Source organism: Pseudomonas sp. B21-054 (assembly GCF_026016345.1).
Taxonomy (GTDB): domain Bacteria; phylum Pseudomonadota; class Gammaproteobacteria; order Pseudomonadales; family Pseudomonadaceae; genus Aquipseudomonas.
Map to the genome: position 1 here is coordinate 4,459,824 of NZ_CP087204.1, position 15,560 is coordinate 4,475,383.

Annotated in this window: 10 protein-coding genes; 9 read left to right on the forward strand and 1 reads right to left on the reverse strand. The window is 54.7% G+C overall.

All coding sequences use genetic code 11. The features are described from left to right. The first annotated feature begins 83 nt into the window (after positions 1-83). The 3 genes from LOY70_RS19225 to LOY70_RS19235 all read left to right on the forward strand — a co-directional run bounded on the left by LOY70_RS19225 (position 84) and on the right by LOY70_RS19235 (position 5,442). On the forward strand, positions 84-3,047 hold the full coding sequence (locus tag LOY70_RS19225; RefSeq protein ID WP_265028921.1) for an FAD-binding and (Fe-S)-binding domain-containing protein: 2,964 nt from the start codon (positions 84-86) through the stop codon (positions 3,045-3,047). Positions 3,048-3,263: 216 nt separating this feature from the next. After that, positions 3,264-4,724, forward strand: coding sequence for an NAD-dependent succinate-semialdehyde dehydrogenase (locus LOY70_RS19230; RefSeq protein WP_265028922.1), 1,461 nt, complete (start codon positions 3,264-3,266; stop codon positions 4,722-4,724). 226 nt (positions 4,725-4,950) lie between these two features. Then, positions 4,951-5,442, forward strand: a complete 492-nt coding sequence (locus tag LOY70_RS19235; protein ID WP_265028923.1) for an Lrp/AsnC family transcriptional regulator — start codon at positions 4,951-4,953, stop codon at positions 5,440-5,442. Positions 5,443-5,485: 43 nt separating this feature from the next. Here LOY70_RS19235 and LOY70_RS19240 read toward each other — a convergent pair whose 3' ends face one another. After that, positions 5,486-6,202 (reverse strand): cupin domain-containing protein, encoded by a 717-nt coding sequence (locus LOY70_RS19240; RefSeq protein WP_265028924.1) that lies wholly within the window; start codon positions 6,200-6,202, stop codon positions 5,486-5,488. A 424-nt stretch (positions 6,203-6,626) separates the two neighbouring features. Here LOY70_RS19240 and gabT point away from each other — a divergent pair, with 424 nt between their 5' ends. The 6 genes from gabT to LOY70_RS19270 all read left to right on the forward strand — a co-directional run bounded on the left by gabT (position 6,627) and on the right by LOY70_RS19270 (position 15,540). Further along, complete coding sequence (gene gabT, locus LOY70_RS19245; protein WP_265028925.1) at positions 6,627-7,919, forward strand: 4-aminobutyrate--2-oxoglutarate transaminase; 1,293 nt, start codon at positions 6,627-6,629, stop codon at positions 7,917-7,919. Positions 7,920-8,011: 92 nt separating this feature from the next. After that, positions 8,012-8,713 carry a hypothetical protein gene (locus tag LOY70_RS19250; RefSeq protein WP_068934466.1) on the forward strand — a complete coding sequence of 234 codons (702 nt, stop codon included), beginning with the start codon at positions 8,012-8,014 and terminating at the stop codon, positions 8,711-8,713. A 143-nt stretch (positions 8,714-8,856) separates the two neighbouring features. Further along, a complete protein-coding gene (locus tag LOY70_RS19255) occupies positions 8,857-10,335 on the forward strand; it encodes an aldehyde dehydrogenase family protein (RefSeq protein ID WP_265028926.1) in 1,479 nt (492 codons plus the stop codon). Between the two features lie 174 nt (positions 10,336-10,509). Next, positions 10,510-12,561 carry a hydantoinase/oxoprolinase family protein gene (locus LOY70_RS19260; RefSeq protein WP_265028927.1) on the forward strand — a complete coding sequence of 684 codons (2,052 nt, stop codon included), beginning with the start codon at positions 10,510-10,512 and terminating at the stop codon, positions 12,559-12,561. Between the two features lie 4 nt (positions 12,562-12,565). After that, entirely contained in the window at positions 12,566-14,569 is a 2,004-nt protein-coding gene (locus tag LOY70_RS19265) for a hydantoinase B/oxoprolinase family protein (RefSeq protein WP_265028928.1), read from the forward strand. Between the two features lie 302 nt (positions 14,570-14,871). Then, positions 14,872-15,540 (forward strand): haloacid dehalogenase type II, encoded by a 669-nt coding sequence (locus LOY70_RS19270; protein WP_265028929.1) that lies wholly within the window; start codon positions 14,872-14,874, stop codon positions 15,538-15,540. Positions 15,541-15,560 lie beyond the last annotated feature (20 nt).

The following is a 15,560-nucleotide window of genomic DNA, read 5'->3' on the forward strand; positions in this document are numbered from 1 at the left end:
TATTGGCTTTCTTTCCAGACCAATTACCAGGTCGCGGCAATTCAATAGACTGAGGCGTCAGAAGAGCAATCATCAGGTGCCCCATGAACCCAACGATCCGCCACAATGCTGAACATCAGGCCCAGAGTAAAGACGCGCAAACCGAACAACAGGGTGGACCGAGCATTGAACTCAATAAGCTGTTGGCATTTCGCGAACAGTTGGGGACCAACACCACTGCCGAGATTCGGTTTGACGCGGCCACACGGGCGGTTTATGCCTCCGAAGCATCAAACTATCGTCAATTGCCCATCGGCGTAGTGATCCCTCGAACCATCGACGATCTGATCAAAACGGTAGCCCTCTGCGCCGCTGCGGATTTGCCGATTTTGCCCCGAGGCGCAGGTACGTCCATGTGCGGACAATCGGTCAATGCCGCAGTCATTATTGACACATCCAAGCACCTCACACGCATTCATGACATTGATCCGCTGGGTAAGCTCGCTCGTGTCGAACCGGGAGTCATTTGCGATCAATTGAAGTCTGCGGCAGCAGGATATGGCTTGACCTTCGGACCCGATCCGGCGACTCACAGTCGATGTACGCTGGGCGGAATGATCGGTAACAATTCCTGCGGCGCCCATTCGGTCATGGCTGGCAAGACTGTAGAGAACATCGAGCGGTTGGAAATACTGACTTACGATGGTGAAAGGTTTTGGGTAGGGCCGACCGACGAAGCAACCTATCAAGCGCATCTGGACGCCGGTGGGCGACGGGCAGAAATCGTCCAAGCGCTTAAGACGTTGGTGGATGAAAACCTTGAAGCTATTCGCACTGGTTTTCCAAAATTGAAGCGTCGGGTATCAGGCTATAACCTGGATCAACTGCTGCCTGAAAACGCTTTTAATATTGCGCGTGCCTTAGTTGGAGTTGAGGGTACCTGCATCACGGTACTACAGGCAGAAACGACGCTGGTTAAGAATCCTGGCCATCGGGTATTGGTGGTGTTTGGCTTCGCTGACATTGTTTTAGCCGCTGACTCGGTGCCCCAGTTGTTACCCCTGAATCCTATTGCGATGGAAGGGCTGGACGAGGGAATTATCGGCGGACTGCGTGTGCGAGGCATGAAACTGGAGGACATCGCCGAACTGCCGGAGGGTAATGCTTGGCTGATGGTTGAGTTTGGATCAGACTCGATGGAAGGCGCAATGCAGGCGGCGCAAAACGCCGTGGATATTAGTATGAGTCTGCCCGGGGCGCCAAGCGTTAGATTGATCGGCGATAAAGTCCTGATGAACCGTATTTGGACCATTCGTGAAACCGGTGCATCGGCGACCTCGCTCGGACTAGATCCGCACGAGCCCGATCCAATTGTGGGCTGGGAGGACGCAGCTGTCGAACCTGAGCAATTGGGCGCCTACTTGCGCGATTTCATCGCACTGGTTGAACGCTATGGCTACAAAACCAATCTCTATGGCCACTTTGGCGACGGATGCATACATTCGAGAATTACATTCAACCTCAAATCTCAACGAGGCATTGATCAATGGCGCGCCTTTTTGGATGAAGCAGCGCGCCTGGTAGTCAAATATGGTGGATCGCTGTCGGGTGAACATGGCGATGGCCAAGCCAAGGGCGAATACCTGCACATCATGTATTCAGCGCAAATGATGGAAGCGTTTGGCACATTCAAGCGCATCTGGGATCCGCGTAATAAGATGAACCCCGGCAAATTAATTGATGCAATGCCGGTGGATGCCAACTTGCGCCTGGGACCCGACTATGTCCGACGCAACGTTAAAAGCCTATTCAGCTATCACAAGGATCTGGGTGATCAAGGATTTGCCAGGGAAACAGAACGTTGCATCGGAATGGGCAAATGCCGTTCTCTTGAAGGGGGCACAATGTGCCCGAGCTTTCGAGCGACCCGTGATGAACGTTATTCCACCCGTGGACGAGCACGTTTATTCTTCGAATTATTGAAGGGGGACGTGATTCAAAACGACTGGAACAATACTGACATAAAGGACTCCCTTGACCTCTGCTTAGGCTGCAAGGGCTGCAAGACAGATTGTCCTACCAATGTTGATATCGCCAGGTACAAAGCCGAGTTCTTGTACCGGTATTATGCCAACCGCAGACGATCGTTTATGGATGCCATGATTGGTCGCATCGGTGAGTGGCTGCCATTGGCAGCGCCGGTATCTTCATTGATAAACCTCGCCATGAGGGCTCGTCCCATAAGGGCGCTGGCCAGCCTCTTGGGTCTTGCTTCGGATGTGCGATTCCCGACCATTGCCGCGCGCAGCTTCCGAACCGATGTAACGGCCCGTAGGTTACTAGGCAGTAATGATAAGTCGGCCGCGCGCAACGTACTTCTTTGGGTGGACACGTTCAACAACGGTTTCACGCCCAACGTGCTGGAGGCCGGCGTAGAAGTTCTGGAAAAACTTGGTTTTACTGTCAAATTAATGGAGCGCCATATCTGCTGCGGGCGTCCCTATTATGATGTCGGATTATTGGATCAGGCCAAAACTAATCTGTCCGCAATTCTAAACCAACTCGAACCCATCCTGGCAGACGATACGCCGATTGTAGTGCTGGAACCCAGTTGCCTCTCGGTTTTTCGAGATGAAATGCCCGGATTGTTCCCAGATGATCCTCGTGCAGCGAAGCTCACGGCGTCTATTGAGACCCTCAGCGAGTTCATTCACCACCAGGGTCTTACGCTACCGGCCCTGTCTCAAGATGTTCGAATTCACGGCCATTGCCATCAAAAGTCGTGCGGCGGGATGGACGCAGAGCAAGAACTATTGAAACAACTGGGTGGCTCCGGAAAGGTGATCCCTGCAGGCTGTTGCGGAGTTGCCGGGGCGTACGGCTACCATAGTAAAAGTGCATCTGTGGCCAGGACGATAGGACTTCAGGAGTTCAAACCACATTTGGACACCCTTCCGCTTGGGACGCAGGTGGTTGCTGACGGATTCAGCTGCCGTGGGCAAATCAGAACCGTTAGTGGACATGAGCCCCTGCATCTAGCGGAATTTCTGGCCAAGGTCCTGAGATAGTTTCCATTAGCTCCCTGGATGCGCTCCTGAGGCGAGGGGCGTATGCCTGACTGTTTAGAATGCAGTGTACGAGCAATAGTCTCAATCATTACAACACAGCGTGCCGTAAAGCCTCGATCTTCAGCATCTTCCGCGCCCACAAGCCCGCATCTCGGCATACCTCTATGTATCAAGGTTCCTAAAATGAGGTCAACCATTTGCTTAAAGGCTTGAACCATGTTGAATACCCGTTTGCGTGATCCCTCCCTTCTTGTTCATAAAGCTTATGTCAACGGAATCTGGATTGATGCCGACGACGGCCGGACATTGCCCGTAATTAACCCCGCCGATGGCAGTGAAATCGCTCAGGTGCCAGCGCTTGGAGCTGAAGAAACACGCCGAGCAATAGTCGATGCACAGAGCAGTTGGATAAACTGGCGAGAAGTACCGGCCGCCGAGCGCGCTCGGCTATTGGAAGTCTGGCACCGTCTGATTCTCGAAAACCAGGAAGACCTGGCGCAGATCATGACTGCCGAGCAGGGTAAACCCTTGGCGGAATCCAGAGGGGAGATCCTGTACGGTGCAAGCTTTGTTAAATGGTTCGCTGAAGAAGCAAGACGAATTTACGGTGACACCATCCCGGCCCCTACCAACGATCGACGTATCCTGGTGCTAAAGCAACCAATTGGCGTGGTCGCAGCTATTACTCCATGGAACTTTCCTAATGCAATGATCACTCGCAAGTGCGCACCGGCACTGGCGGCAGGTTGTACGGTACTGGTCAAACCTTCAGAAATGACCCCGTTATCAGCACTGGCCTTGGCGGTATTGGCCGAACGAGCAGGTATTCCGGCCGGCGTCTTTAACGTGCTTACAGGATTACCCGCAGGGATCGGTGGCGAAATGACCTCAAACCCGGACGTGCGAAAACTCTCTTTCACGGGTTCCACTCGTGTCGGCCAGTTGTTAATGAGCCAATGCGCCGCGACGATCAAACGAGTGGCCTTGGAGCTGGGTGGCAATGCGCCCTTCATTATCTTTGACGATGCTGATCTGGATCTCGCTATCGCCGGAATCATGCAGAGCAAGTTTCGCAACGCTGGTCAAACCTGCGTATGCGCGAATCGTATTCTTGTACAGGACGGCATTTTCGACACGTTTGCGGCACGCCTGAGCGAAGCAGTAGGACAACTCAAAGTCGGCAACGGCACCGAGGATGATGTGACTATAGGGCCGCTCATCAACCGTGCAGCTGTCGAGAAGGTCAACCGGCACATCAGTGATGCCTTGGATAAAGGCGCGACCCTACTGATGGGTAACATCGCGGACGCCGAAGATTTGTTCGTCCAGCCTGCCATATTGCTGAACGCTACGGCACAAATGCTGATCGCCAGCGAAGAAACGTTCGGGCCAGTAGCACCTTTGTTTCGTTTCAACGATGAAGACGAGGCACTGAATCTTGCCAACTCAACGCCATTCGGCCTGGGTGCATATTACTTTACGCAAGATATGCGACGCGCCTGGCGGGTCGGCGAGCGTCTGGAATTCGGAATGGTCGGCCTCAATACCGGCAGCATATCAATGGAGGTTGCCCCTTTTGGCGGGGTCAAGCAATCAGGACTGGGACGTGAGGGGTCCAAATACGGTATTGAGGAGTTCCTTGAAATTAAAGCTTGGCATATCGGAGGGCTAGGTTGAATCCTCACCTCTCGCCTGTGGTTGTCCACTGTCAGCATGCGACGACTATTTTTGGCCCACTGCCGCACATGAACGATAGCCAACATTAACGCAACTTCCAGAAGCCTGGCCCCTGGAGCAAACCCGGGGCCAGAAGGCAGTTCAACTACCACATGCCAATGATGGCGCGGTAATTGCAAAATCATCAGAAGCTTTCAAATCATTTCTATCACGGGGGTGCTATTCAATGGACGCGGCGACCAGACTCGATCGGCTCGACATCAATATTCTGGTGCAATTGCAAAAGGACGGACGCATGACAAACGTCAGTCTTGCCGAGGCCGTCGGGCTGTCTCCCAGCCCTTGTCTACAGAGGGTCAAACGCTTGGAGTCAGCGGGTTATATCAGCGGCTACGAGGCCCGCGTGGACATGACCAAATTCGCCGACTCGGTGACTGTGTTTACGGAGGTAACACTGTCTGACCACAAGCGGGCAGACTTTGTGAAGTTCGAGTCCTACATACGTGGAATAGACGAGGTTTTGGAGTGCCACTTGATCAGTGGCGGCTATGATTATTTGTTGCGGTTCATGACAGGCAGCATTCAGCATTACCAAGAGTTGATGGAGTCGATTCTGGATCGAAATATCGGTATCGAGAAGTACTTTAGCTACATTGTCATCAAGTCGCCGGTGGTTAAGAATGCTGTGCCACTCCGCATCCTGCTCAAGGCCATTTGAACCACCGTCACGACCGAAATCACCGCCAGCAATGCGTGCCGGATCAAGTTAGCTTGCACCATAGTTTGCGCACTGGCACCTCATTGGTCCAGGCATTGCGGACTCTGGCTGGAACCACAATGGTTTCGCCCGGCACGACTTCACACACTTCACCTGCCACTGGCTGCAAAATGATTTTTCCAGCCAGTACGTGCATCAACTCGCAATAGCCAGGATCAATAGTGGAGCGGGTATAAGGTGTGCTCTCCCATATCCCGATTCGAAGCGCGCCATTGCCACTACTGAAAAGGGTTAATCCAGCTGTAACCGGCGCCTCGGTCATCAGGACGTTGGCTGCAGGCGGGTCATCAGATTCAAGCTTTACTGTCAGATCAAACTTGATCGGTGCCGCAGGCATGTCACCCTCGCTCGCCTTTCCCGGAAAGGCCATGTACATGCGTTGCAGCTCACTATCATGATGCCAGCGCAACGCCAGACCGCGCGGAATGAGGAGCACATCACCGGCTTTAGCCAAAATATTGAAACCGTTACCTTCGACCCATACCTGGCCTGTCTCTATCAACGTCAGCTCAACCCAAGGAAAATGTTCAATGTGCAAATTTTCTGCATCTGCACGAACAGTGCCGACGATATAACGATGGTCGGCTTCGCAAAAATTGACCGCGCGATTTGCGGCAAATGGATCACCTACCAAAGCCAATTCCACGACAGGTAGCTGACGAGCACTTGCTGGACTGCGGTAATGCAACATAGAGGACATGGTCAACCTTAGGCCTATGGCCAATCGAGGGAAAGATCCGAATGAGTGCCCACCATTATCTACACGCTAGCGCCACGTTTAGTGCTGATTGAAGGAACTCTGGCGCACAACATGCTGTTTTTATCCCCGCTTCTGGCAGCATCTTGTGATGCCATTACGCAGGAACTAAAACCCACACCAGACGATTCCGAACGGTGGGTGTCGTATCTGACGAGATCAGACGCCCACAGGCGATCCCGTTGTAAAGGCCGCTTAAAAAAGCACATATACCTTCAAAGCGCGGCAAAACAGCACGATCAACAAACTCTACTATGTTCAGATATTGGTCACACCGTCTCCCTCTTGGGAGACGCACCCAAGCCCACTTGCAAGACGCAGCGCTCGTGTCCTGCCGGCTGCCTTTGACCCTGCTCTGGAGTTTCATATGAACATCGCCACCCACAACACCAAACGCTTGCTGGCCCTGCGTGATCAGCACGTCCCTCGGGGCATAATCACTGCGCATCCGGTGGTAGCCGCACGCGGCGAAGGCGCGCAGTTATGGGATGTGGACGGTAAACGCTTTCTAGATTTCGTAGGGGGCATTGGCGTTCTCAATACTGGTCATTGCCATCCTCGCCTGGTCGAAGCGGTACGCCGACAGGTAGGGGAAATTTCCCACGCCAGCTTTCAGGTCGCCGCTTACGAGCCATATCTTGAAGTGGTTGCACGCCTGAACCATCTGATCGGTGGCGAGGAACATTTCAAAAGCGTACTTTTCACCTCAGGTGCTGAGGCGGTAGAAAATGCCATAAAAATAGCGCGCAGCCACACTAATCGTCCCGGCGTGATCTCCTTTCGCGGAGGGTTTCACGGGCGCACGTTGTTAGGCGTTACCCTCACGGGCATGAGCCAACCGTACAAACAAAACTTCGGACCATTCCCGTCGGATGTGTTTCACACGCCCTATCCTAACGCGCTACGCGGCATCACTAGCGACGTGGCGCTGGCTGCGCTGGAGGAAGTTTTTGCTACCGACATCGCACCCGAGCGTGTGGCAGCGATTATCTTGGAGCCGGTCCAGGGCGATGGCGGCTTCCTCCCTGCTCCTGTTGAGTTCATGCAGTCGCTGCGCAAGTTATGCACCCACCATGGCATCATATTGATCGTCGATGAGATTCAAACCGGCTTCGGTCGCACCGGAAAGATGTTCGGATTCCAGCATGCTGATATTCAGCCAGATTTGGTGACCACCGCTAAAAGTCTCGCCGGCGGTATGCCTCTGTCAGCAGTAACCGGACGTGCGCATATCATGGACGCGCCAGCTCCTGGCGGTCTGGGTGGGACATACGGTGGCAACCCCGTTGCCTGCGCCGCTGCATTGGCGGTGATGGATCTGTTCGTAGAAGAAGATCTGCTCGCTCAGGGCGAAAAACTGGCGGCACAACTGCGTGACGGGCTGCTCGAGCTACAGAAGCGCTACACGAGCATCGCTCAGGTACGTGGCCTCGGCTTCATGCAAGCGATCGAAATAACCCATGCTGATACCGCGTTGAGCGCCAACTCAGACCTAACCCAAACGATCATCGATCGAGCCCGAGAGCATGGACTGCTAGTGATCAAATGTGGCGTACATCGAAACGTGATTCGCTTTTTGGCGCCGCTGGTAACCACTCCAGATCAGCTGACTGAAGCCCTGAAAATGCTTGATCGAGCACTCGCCGACGCAGGCGCCTGAGACTTTTCCATATTCCTGCGCCGGTTGCAGGCTGGGCGAGACGGGCCACCGTTCCTGCCCAGCCCATCATCCAGCACCTTATGAGTCAGCCGATGAAGATTACTCAATATAAAGCACTTGGATTTTCCTACTATGGCACTTTGGTAGATCGCAATCGTGGCGTACTCCACGCTTTACGACCTCTGCTGGAGCGAACAGCACAGAACGTACAACCCGACGCGTTGTTACAACTCTATCATGCGTTGATTACGGAGGAGCGTCGCGCATCGCCGACCATTGGCCAACTCAAACTGCAATGCCTTGTGCATGACGCAATCGCCCGATCTTTGGGCATTGCGGTGGATGAAACCGTTGATTGGGAGCAGGCCATGACCTTCGCCAAACGCGTGGACCAATGGCCGCTTTATGAAGATGTACGCGGTGCTCTGCAGTACCTGAGCAAGTTTTATAGATTGGTCGTCGTGATCCCCACCGACCCGAGTATCAGCGATGCGCTTAGCGAACGCTTGCTCCTGACAACTGATATTCAGATTGTTCATCAGCCCGAGACCGGACACCAGGCACTACTGGACGCCCTGCTCGCGGCAAACTTAGACCGCTATGAACTGCTACCTGTCCGCAGCGAAGAAGAGGATGACCCTTGGCGCGACTTGATTGATCAACCTGTGTGCACTCTACGGCGCGACACGCGTCACCCTTGGAACGATACAAATCCATGCACCAAATCCCAGCATTGTGAATTTGCCAGCATGGCCGATCTCGTATTGGCCCACCAGAACGCATTGCGCCTATAAATGGCTGAATCTGGATTTCAGCACAAAGCACCGGATCAGCGCGAAAAATGAACTTTACTGCTACCCGTTAGCATCGACTCAGCAGCACGTGCGGACGGATTATTCCTAGGATGGGCTCTGGTTTTTTCTTTCTGGAGCGCAGCATGTCTTCCTTTGACCCAAAACGTGTAGAAAGCCGCTGTGCGCATTTTATTGGTGGTGTTTACCGCCAGGATCAGGCTCAACTGGAGGTTATCCGGCCGTCGGACGGTGAGCACTATGCCGATCTCCCCATCGCAAACACGACTATGGTAGACGAGGTCGTCGAGAACAGCTGGCATGCCTTCAAGACCTCAGACTGGGCTTCACGCCCACCACGTGAACGGGCTCGCGTGATGCGCCGCTGGGCTGACCTGATCGATGCCGACATAGCCACCCTCGCCCCTCTCGAAGCGGTCGGATCGACACGTCCCTATTCCGAAGTTGTAGCCTTTGACTTACCGTTCGCCGCAGAAGGTCTGCGTTTTTTTGCCGAGTTTGCGGACAAGGTAGGCGGCGAGGTCGCTTGCACGGCCACTGATCATCTGGGTATGCAGATCAGCGAGCCCTATGGCGTGATAGCCGCTATCGCACCGTGGAATTTTCCGTTGACTATGGCCTGCTGGAAAATCGCGCCCGCGCTGGCCGCGGGTAATGCGGTGGTTCTCAAACCTTCGGAAATGACGCCCTTCTCGTGCTTGCGCATGGCTGAGCTTGCTATTGAAGCGGGCATGCCACCTGGCATTTTCAACATCGTCCAGGGCGACGGCCGCACCACCGGCACCTCACTTTGCCGCCATCACAGAATCAGCAAAGTTACCTTTACCGGCTCGACCGCCACTGGCATTTCGATTATGAAGGCTTGCGCCGAGACCGGACCAAAACCAGTCACACTGGAACTTGGCGGCAAGAGTCCGCAGCTGGTTTTCGCTGATGCCCCGGATCTGGCGCGCACTGCTCGCAGCATCGCCAAGGGTATTACTGGCAATGCGGGACAGGTATGCGTTTCCGGCTCTCGATTGATCGTTCAGCGTGCCGCTTACCAGCCGCTGGTTGAGGAAATCGTCCGCGTTTTCCAGGCACTCAAACCTGGACGAACCTGGGATGAGCATACGACCCTTGCCCCAATTATCTCAGCAGGTCAGGCTAATCGTATTGCCGGCATCGTCGATCGAGCGCTAGACGGGGGAGCGCAAGCATTGATTGGCGGCAGATTAGCCGACACCGGGCTGGGCGGTAGCTTCTACCTTCCTACCCTGTTGACTGGAGCGACCGCTGGCAATCCCGCCGTCATGGAAGAAATCTTCGGTCCCGTACTCACCGTCCAGGTATTCGACGATGAAGAGGAAGGCATGGCGCTTGCCGACCATCCTACCTACGGCCTCGCCGCAGGCGTTCATACCGCGGATCTTGGTAGAGCCTTGCGTGCTGTACGAAAACTGGAAGTTGGCACTGTGTGGATCAATCGCTATGGACGCAGCGCAGACTGGATCATTCCCACCGGAGGCTACAAGCGCTCAGGCATCGGTAAGGATCTGGGACGCGCCGCCTATGAGGCCAATCTGCGCTTCAAAAGTGTACTGATCGACATCGGTCAGTCTTGAAACTTCGCCCTCCAGCAGGCACTGCTGAGAGGCTTGCTCAATACAGCAACTTATCGCTTACAACCGCCCTTAACACAGCGCATGTGCCGTTGGGGCGATGATCTAATCACATCTCGGCGCGGCTATGCTGCCCGCGCCTGACTGATCACCACCGCAGCGATAGAGGGCATTACGATGGGGCTACGCATTGGTGTGGACATAGGCGGCTCGTTCACTGATTTCGCCGTCCTAAATGATGTGCAAGGAACCTTGCGCACGTTGAAGGTTTTTTCTCGTCCTGATAGTCCTGGCAGTGAGGTGCTGCAGGGGATGAAAGGGCTGGCCGAACGCTACGATATAGACCCTCGCGACGTAGTGCATTTCACTCATGGCACGACTGTAGGCGTCAACGCAGTGGTCATGAGAAAAGGCGTTAAACTGGGTCTGATTACAACTCGACACTTCGAGGATGTATTGGACATCGCGCGCTTGAAGATGCCCGACATGTACCACTTGATGTCTACGCGCGCGCCGTCGCTGGTACCTCGTGATCGAGTGTTCGGCATAGACGGTCGGCTTGACGCGCAAGGCCAGGAACAGCTCGCCATTGATCGAAACAGCGTACTGGAAGCTGTTGCAGGCTTGCGCGCCACGGGCTGCGAAGGGGTGGTGATTTCACTATTGCACAGCTATCGAAACCCCGCGCATGAGCAACAGGTTAAAGCCGTCATTGAAGAGCAAATGCCGGGCTTCTTCGTGTCTTGCTCTGCCGACGTCTGGCCCATTATCCGAGAATACGAGCGGACACTGACTGCGGTTATCGGTGGGTATGTACAACCCAAGGTAGCCCACTATCTCGGCTCCCTTCAAGAAGCCCTGCGCGAGGCCGGCATACCGGCTGAATTGAAAGTTACCAAATCCAACGGCGGCATTATGAGCGCCGAAAGCGGAAAGTCTGAATGCGTGCAAATGATCCTGTCCGGTACTGCATCGGGGGTCATTGGCGCTGCCTATATCGCACAACTCTGTTCCCTAAAGAACTGCATGAGCCTGGACATCGGTGGTACCACCGCTGACGTAGCCCTGATCGTAGACGGTCAGCCACAATACGCAACCGGTGAGTACATCGGCGACTACCAAATTCACATTCCTTCGGTATCGGTTTCGTCGATCGGCGACGGCGGTGGCTCAATCGCCTGGGTAGATGATTTTGGTGTACTCAAAGTGGGCCCCATGAGCGCCGGCTCTACCCCTGGGCCTGTGTGCTATGGGCGTGGCGGTACCCAACCGACCATTACAGATGCTTTCGCCGTACTCGGGGTGTTGGGCCAGGCTGAGTTGGGTTACAACGCCGTTACCGTCGACGTGGCAGCCGCCAGCGCGGCGATCGCTCCCCTTGCAAAAGCGCTGGGTGGCGATGTATTGAGCACTGCCGAAGCGATCATCAACGTGTCAGTGTCAGGTATGTATAGCGGTGTCAGTCGCATTGTCTCGCGCTTTGGTATCGACCCGCGGACCTTCGCCCTGTTGCCTTTCGGCGGCGCCGGACCGATGCTCGCGTGCCATCTTGCCCGTGCGCTCAACATGCGTGAAGTCGTAGTTCCAACGACTCCTGGGGTACTAAGCGCTTTGGGCGGCTTGATTGCAGACACTCGCAACGATTTCGTCAAAACCACCTATTACGACGTCTCGGCTAGTAACATCAAGCGCCTCGCCGATGATCTCGAAGCTCTGCAAGTTCAGGCTCGAGAGTGGATTATCAATGAGACCGGCAGCGCCGAGAACTCCAAGGTTCAGGTCTCGGCCGATATGCGCTACAAGGGCCAGTCCTTTGAACTCGATACTCCTGTAAACATTGAAGCACTGCAACGCGGTGATGTCGCCGGGTTCAATGCAGCGTTCCACAATGAGCATACTCGTGTATATGGCCACTGTGACGTCGACGCTGCAGTGCAGGTTGTGTCATTGCGATTGGTGATCAGCGCTGACACACCCAAGCCGCGACTGCAACTCATAGCTGAAGGCCAAGGTGAACCGACCATAACCCGACACATCAAGGTCTGGCTCGACGGGGCATACCATCAAGCGCCGCTATACCTGCGTCATGACCTGCTGGCTGGCCATACCTTCGAAGGGCCTGCTGTAATCGCCCAAGACGACACGACGACCTGCGTACTGCCCGGCTTCACCGGCCGAGTGGACGTATACGGCACCCTTATTCTTACCAACGCGCACGTCGGGGACTGAGCCAATGGCAATCGATAACACTACCCTGCAGATTTTCGCCAATTACTGCAGCGCCGCAGCCGAAAGCATGGCGTACACCTTGGTTCGCACGGCGCATTCGACTTTCGTCAAGGAAACAGAAGACTTTTCCTGTTCGATGATTACACCGGACGGCCAGACCTTCGCTTCGCCCAAAACACTTGGTGCCACTTGGTACACCGGCCTGGACTACAAGGGTGTACTGGATCTGATTGACGACTATCGTCCCGGCGATATCTGTATCACCAACGATCCCTACAGTGGTTATGTTGCCACCCACTCGCCGGACATCGTCATGTGGAAGCCGGTGTTCTATAAAGAACGCCTGATCTGCTTTGTCGGCGGACATATTCATAACACTGATATGGGCGGCGCGGTGCCGGCATCGCTGTCGCGTAGCCTGACCGAGATCCATCAGGAGGGCATCCGCTTCCCACCCTGCAAGCTGGTACGCGAAGGCGTGCTGGATGAAAGTCTATTGCGTCTTATGGCGATTAACGTACGTGCGCCGGAACAGAACCACGGCGACCTCAAGGCCCAGATCGGCATGCTTATGACCGGTGAGCGTCGGGTGCTTGAAATGATCGAGCATTTTGGAATCGAAACTTACGAATCCGGAATGTACGCGCTGCTAGACTATGCCGAGCAGCAAGCCCGCACATTGGTTCGGGCAATGCCTGATGGAGAATACTTCTTCGCCGAGTACGCAGACGAGGACAGCGTCAATGGCAAGCCTCTGCGCGTAGCGTTAACGCTGGGGATTCACGGCGACTCGATGACGATGGACTACAGCGGTAGCGATCCGCAACTCGCCTCCTCACTCAACATTCCTACTGGTGGCCATGAGCGGCATGCGCTCATGCTGGTGGGCCTCAATTACGTACTCTACACATTGTCGCCGGACATCCTTCTCAACTCTGGCGTGTATCGCATGGTGCGCTGCATCTTGCCTGAGGGCACGGTGGTCAATGCCACCGCACCGGCCGCGGTAGGCATGCGCAGCTTGACTTGCAAGCTGACCCACATGCTCACTTTTGGAGCATTTTCCCAGGCGCTTCCTGACCGTCTGCCTGCGTGTTCCGCTGGCGGACTGGCTATCATGAACGTCAAGACGCTGGGTCGCGATGGTCGCCAGGTGATGGCCTCAATCGGCCCTGTAGGGGGCGGCGCAGGCGGCATGCCGCACGGTGATGGCCCGGATGCCTCGGGTGCCAACAACGCATTCTTGCGAAATACACCGGTGGAAATCAACGAAGCAGAAGTGCCAATCCTGATTCGCAAGTATTGTCTGGCTCCTGGCTCTGGAGGCGCTGGCAAATACCGAGGAGGACTGGGACTAGTCATGGAGTTCCAGGTCTTTTCTCCAGGATCTCTGGTCACTGCGCGTAACCGCGACCGCAGCCGCTTCGCCTCCTGGGGCGTGCTGGGTGGCACTGCCGGAGGCAACTCGGTGTTCACTCGCAATCCAGGCACTGCACAAGAAGAAGTACTGGGTAACAGCGATTTGGTGCATTGCGCACCTGGCGATGTCATTCGCCTGGTGGGTGCCGGCGCAGGCGGCTATGGCGATCCTTTCGAGCGACCTATCGCACGCGTTCTGAAAGACGTACAGTGCGGATACGTTTCCCTGAAGCAAGCCCGCGAAGAGTATGGGGTCGTGATTGTCGATGGTGTCGTCGATGCAGAGGCTACTGCTGCGTTGAGACAACCTGCCCGTCCTGTCATGGAGGGGCATTTCAACTTCGGCCCGTTCCGCACGGCGTTCGAGCAAAAATGGACCCGTGAACGGTACAGCGCATTGACTCAATGTCTCTCCAGTGTGCCGGTCAACTGGCGCTACTTCCTGAAACATCGGCTATTCGATGCTTTGGACGCGCATTTGACCGAACATCCGGCGGATACTACAGGAAGAGAATTGATCAAAACCCTGTTTGACACACAATGTGCTGCGTTTCCAGAAATCGCCGCGACAATAGCACTCAACGCCTGAAGCGCATGCTACAAACGCACCCTCAAGCCCGAGCCCGCGAGGTCTCGGGTTTTTTTATGCGTACAGATATTGGCCGGTACAACCGGCTCTAAAACTTGCAATCAAACCGCGAAAGGCGTTTTTGGCACCCTATTTAAGCAATCAGCAAAGTATGCCGGGCAGCACCGTAAAAACGGTGCTTTATGTTTTGTTAAAGCCTCTTTAAACGGCATCTGCCTTGTTAGCAATGGTGTAATCGTCATGTACCCAAGCGCCACGCCGCTTTCTCTTTCAAGACAACAACCCGATGAAGGAAAAACGCTATGCCCGTCGTTCGCCCTAAATACATTACATTTGACTGCTATGGCACGCTCACCGACTTTCAGATGGGGCCCCTCGCCCGCCAAATGTTCGCTAACCGTATCCCCGCCGAACAGATGGACAGATTCGTCAAGGACTTCGCCGGGTTTCGCTTCGACGAAGTGTTGGGACCATGGCAACCGTTCGATCAGGTTCTCAAAGCTGCTCTGGAACGCACATGCAAACGCTGGGGCATTGCTTACAAGGACGAGGAAGGTCAGCAGTGCTATGACGCGGTTCCGACCTGGGGTCCACACGCCGACGTGACAGCCGGGCTGGCAAAGATTGCCAACGAAATTCCATTGGTGATCTATTCAAATGCCAGTGATGAGCAAATCATGTCGAACGTAGACAAGCTGGGCGTTCCTTTCCACCGTGTTTTCACTGCACAACAAGGTCAAGCCTATAAACCTCGTCTGGCTGCGTTCGAGTACATGCTGGATAACCTTGGTTGCGGGCCTGAAGACATCCTGCATGTTTCTTCAAGTTTCCGATACGACTTGATGCCGGCCGACTTCATGAACATTACCAATAAGGTGTTTGTCAACCGCGGCCATGAGCCAAGCGCGCCCTTTTATAAAAACATTGAAATCAAAGACATTGGCGGACTCGCTGCCATCGTCGGTCTCTAACAGCGCTGCTTAACGAGGAA

Coding starts and splice junctions, on each gene's coding strand:
- LOY70_RS19225 (WP_265028921.1), top strand. CDS start 84: ATGAACCCAACGATCCGCCACAATGCTGAACATCAGGCCCAGAGTAAA.
- LOY70_RS19230 (WP_265028922.1), top strand. CDS start 3,264: ATGTTGAATACCCGTTTGCGTGATCCCTCCCTTCTTGTTCATAAAGCT.
- LOY70_RS19235 (WP_265028923.1), top strand. CDS start 4,951: ATGGACGCGGCGACCAGACTCGATCGGCTCGACATCAATATTCTGGTG.
- LOY70_RS19240 (WP_265028924.1), bottom strand. CDS start 6,202: ATGTCCTCTATGTTGCATTACCGCAGTCCAGCAAGTGCTCGTCAGCTA.
- gabT (WP_265028925.1), top strand. CDS start 6,627: ATGAACATCGCCACCCACAACACCAAACGCTTGCTGGCCCTGCGTGAT.
- LOY70_RS19250 (WP_068934466.1), top strand. CDS start 8,012: ATGAAGATTACTCAATATAAAGCACTTGGATTTTCCTACTATGGCACT.
- LOY70_RS19255 (WP_265028926.1), top strand. CDS start 8,857: ATGTCTTCCTTTGACCCAAAACGTGTAGAAAGCCGCTGTGCGCATTTT.
- LOY70_RS19260 (WP_265028927.1), top strand. CDS start 10,510: ATGGGGCTACGCATTGGTGTGGACATAGGCGGCTCGTTCACTGATTTC.
- LOY70_RS19265 (WP_265028928.1), top strand. CDS start 12,566: ATGGCAATCGATAACACTACCCTGCAGATTTTCGCCAATTACTGCAGC.
- LOY70_RS19270 (WP_265028929.1), top strand. CDS start 14,872: ATGCCCGTCGTTCGCCCTAAATACATTACATTTGACTGCTATGGCACG.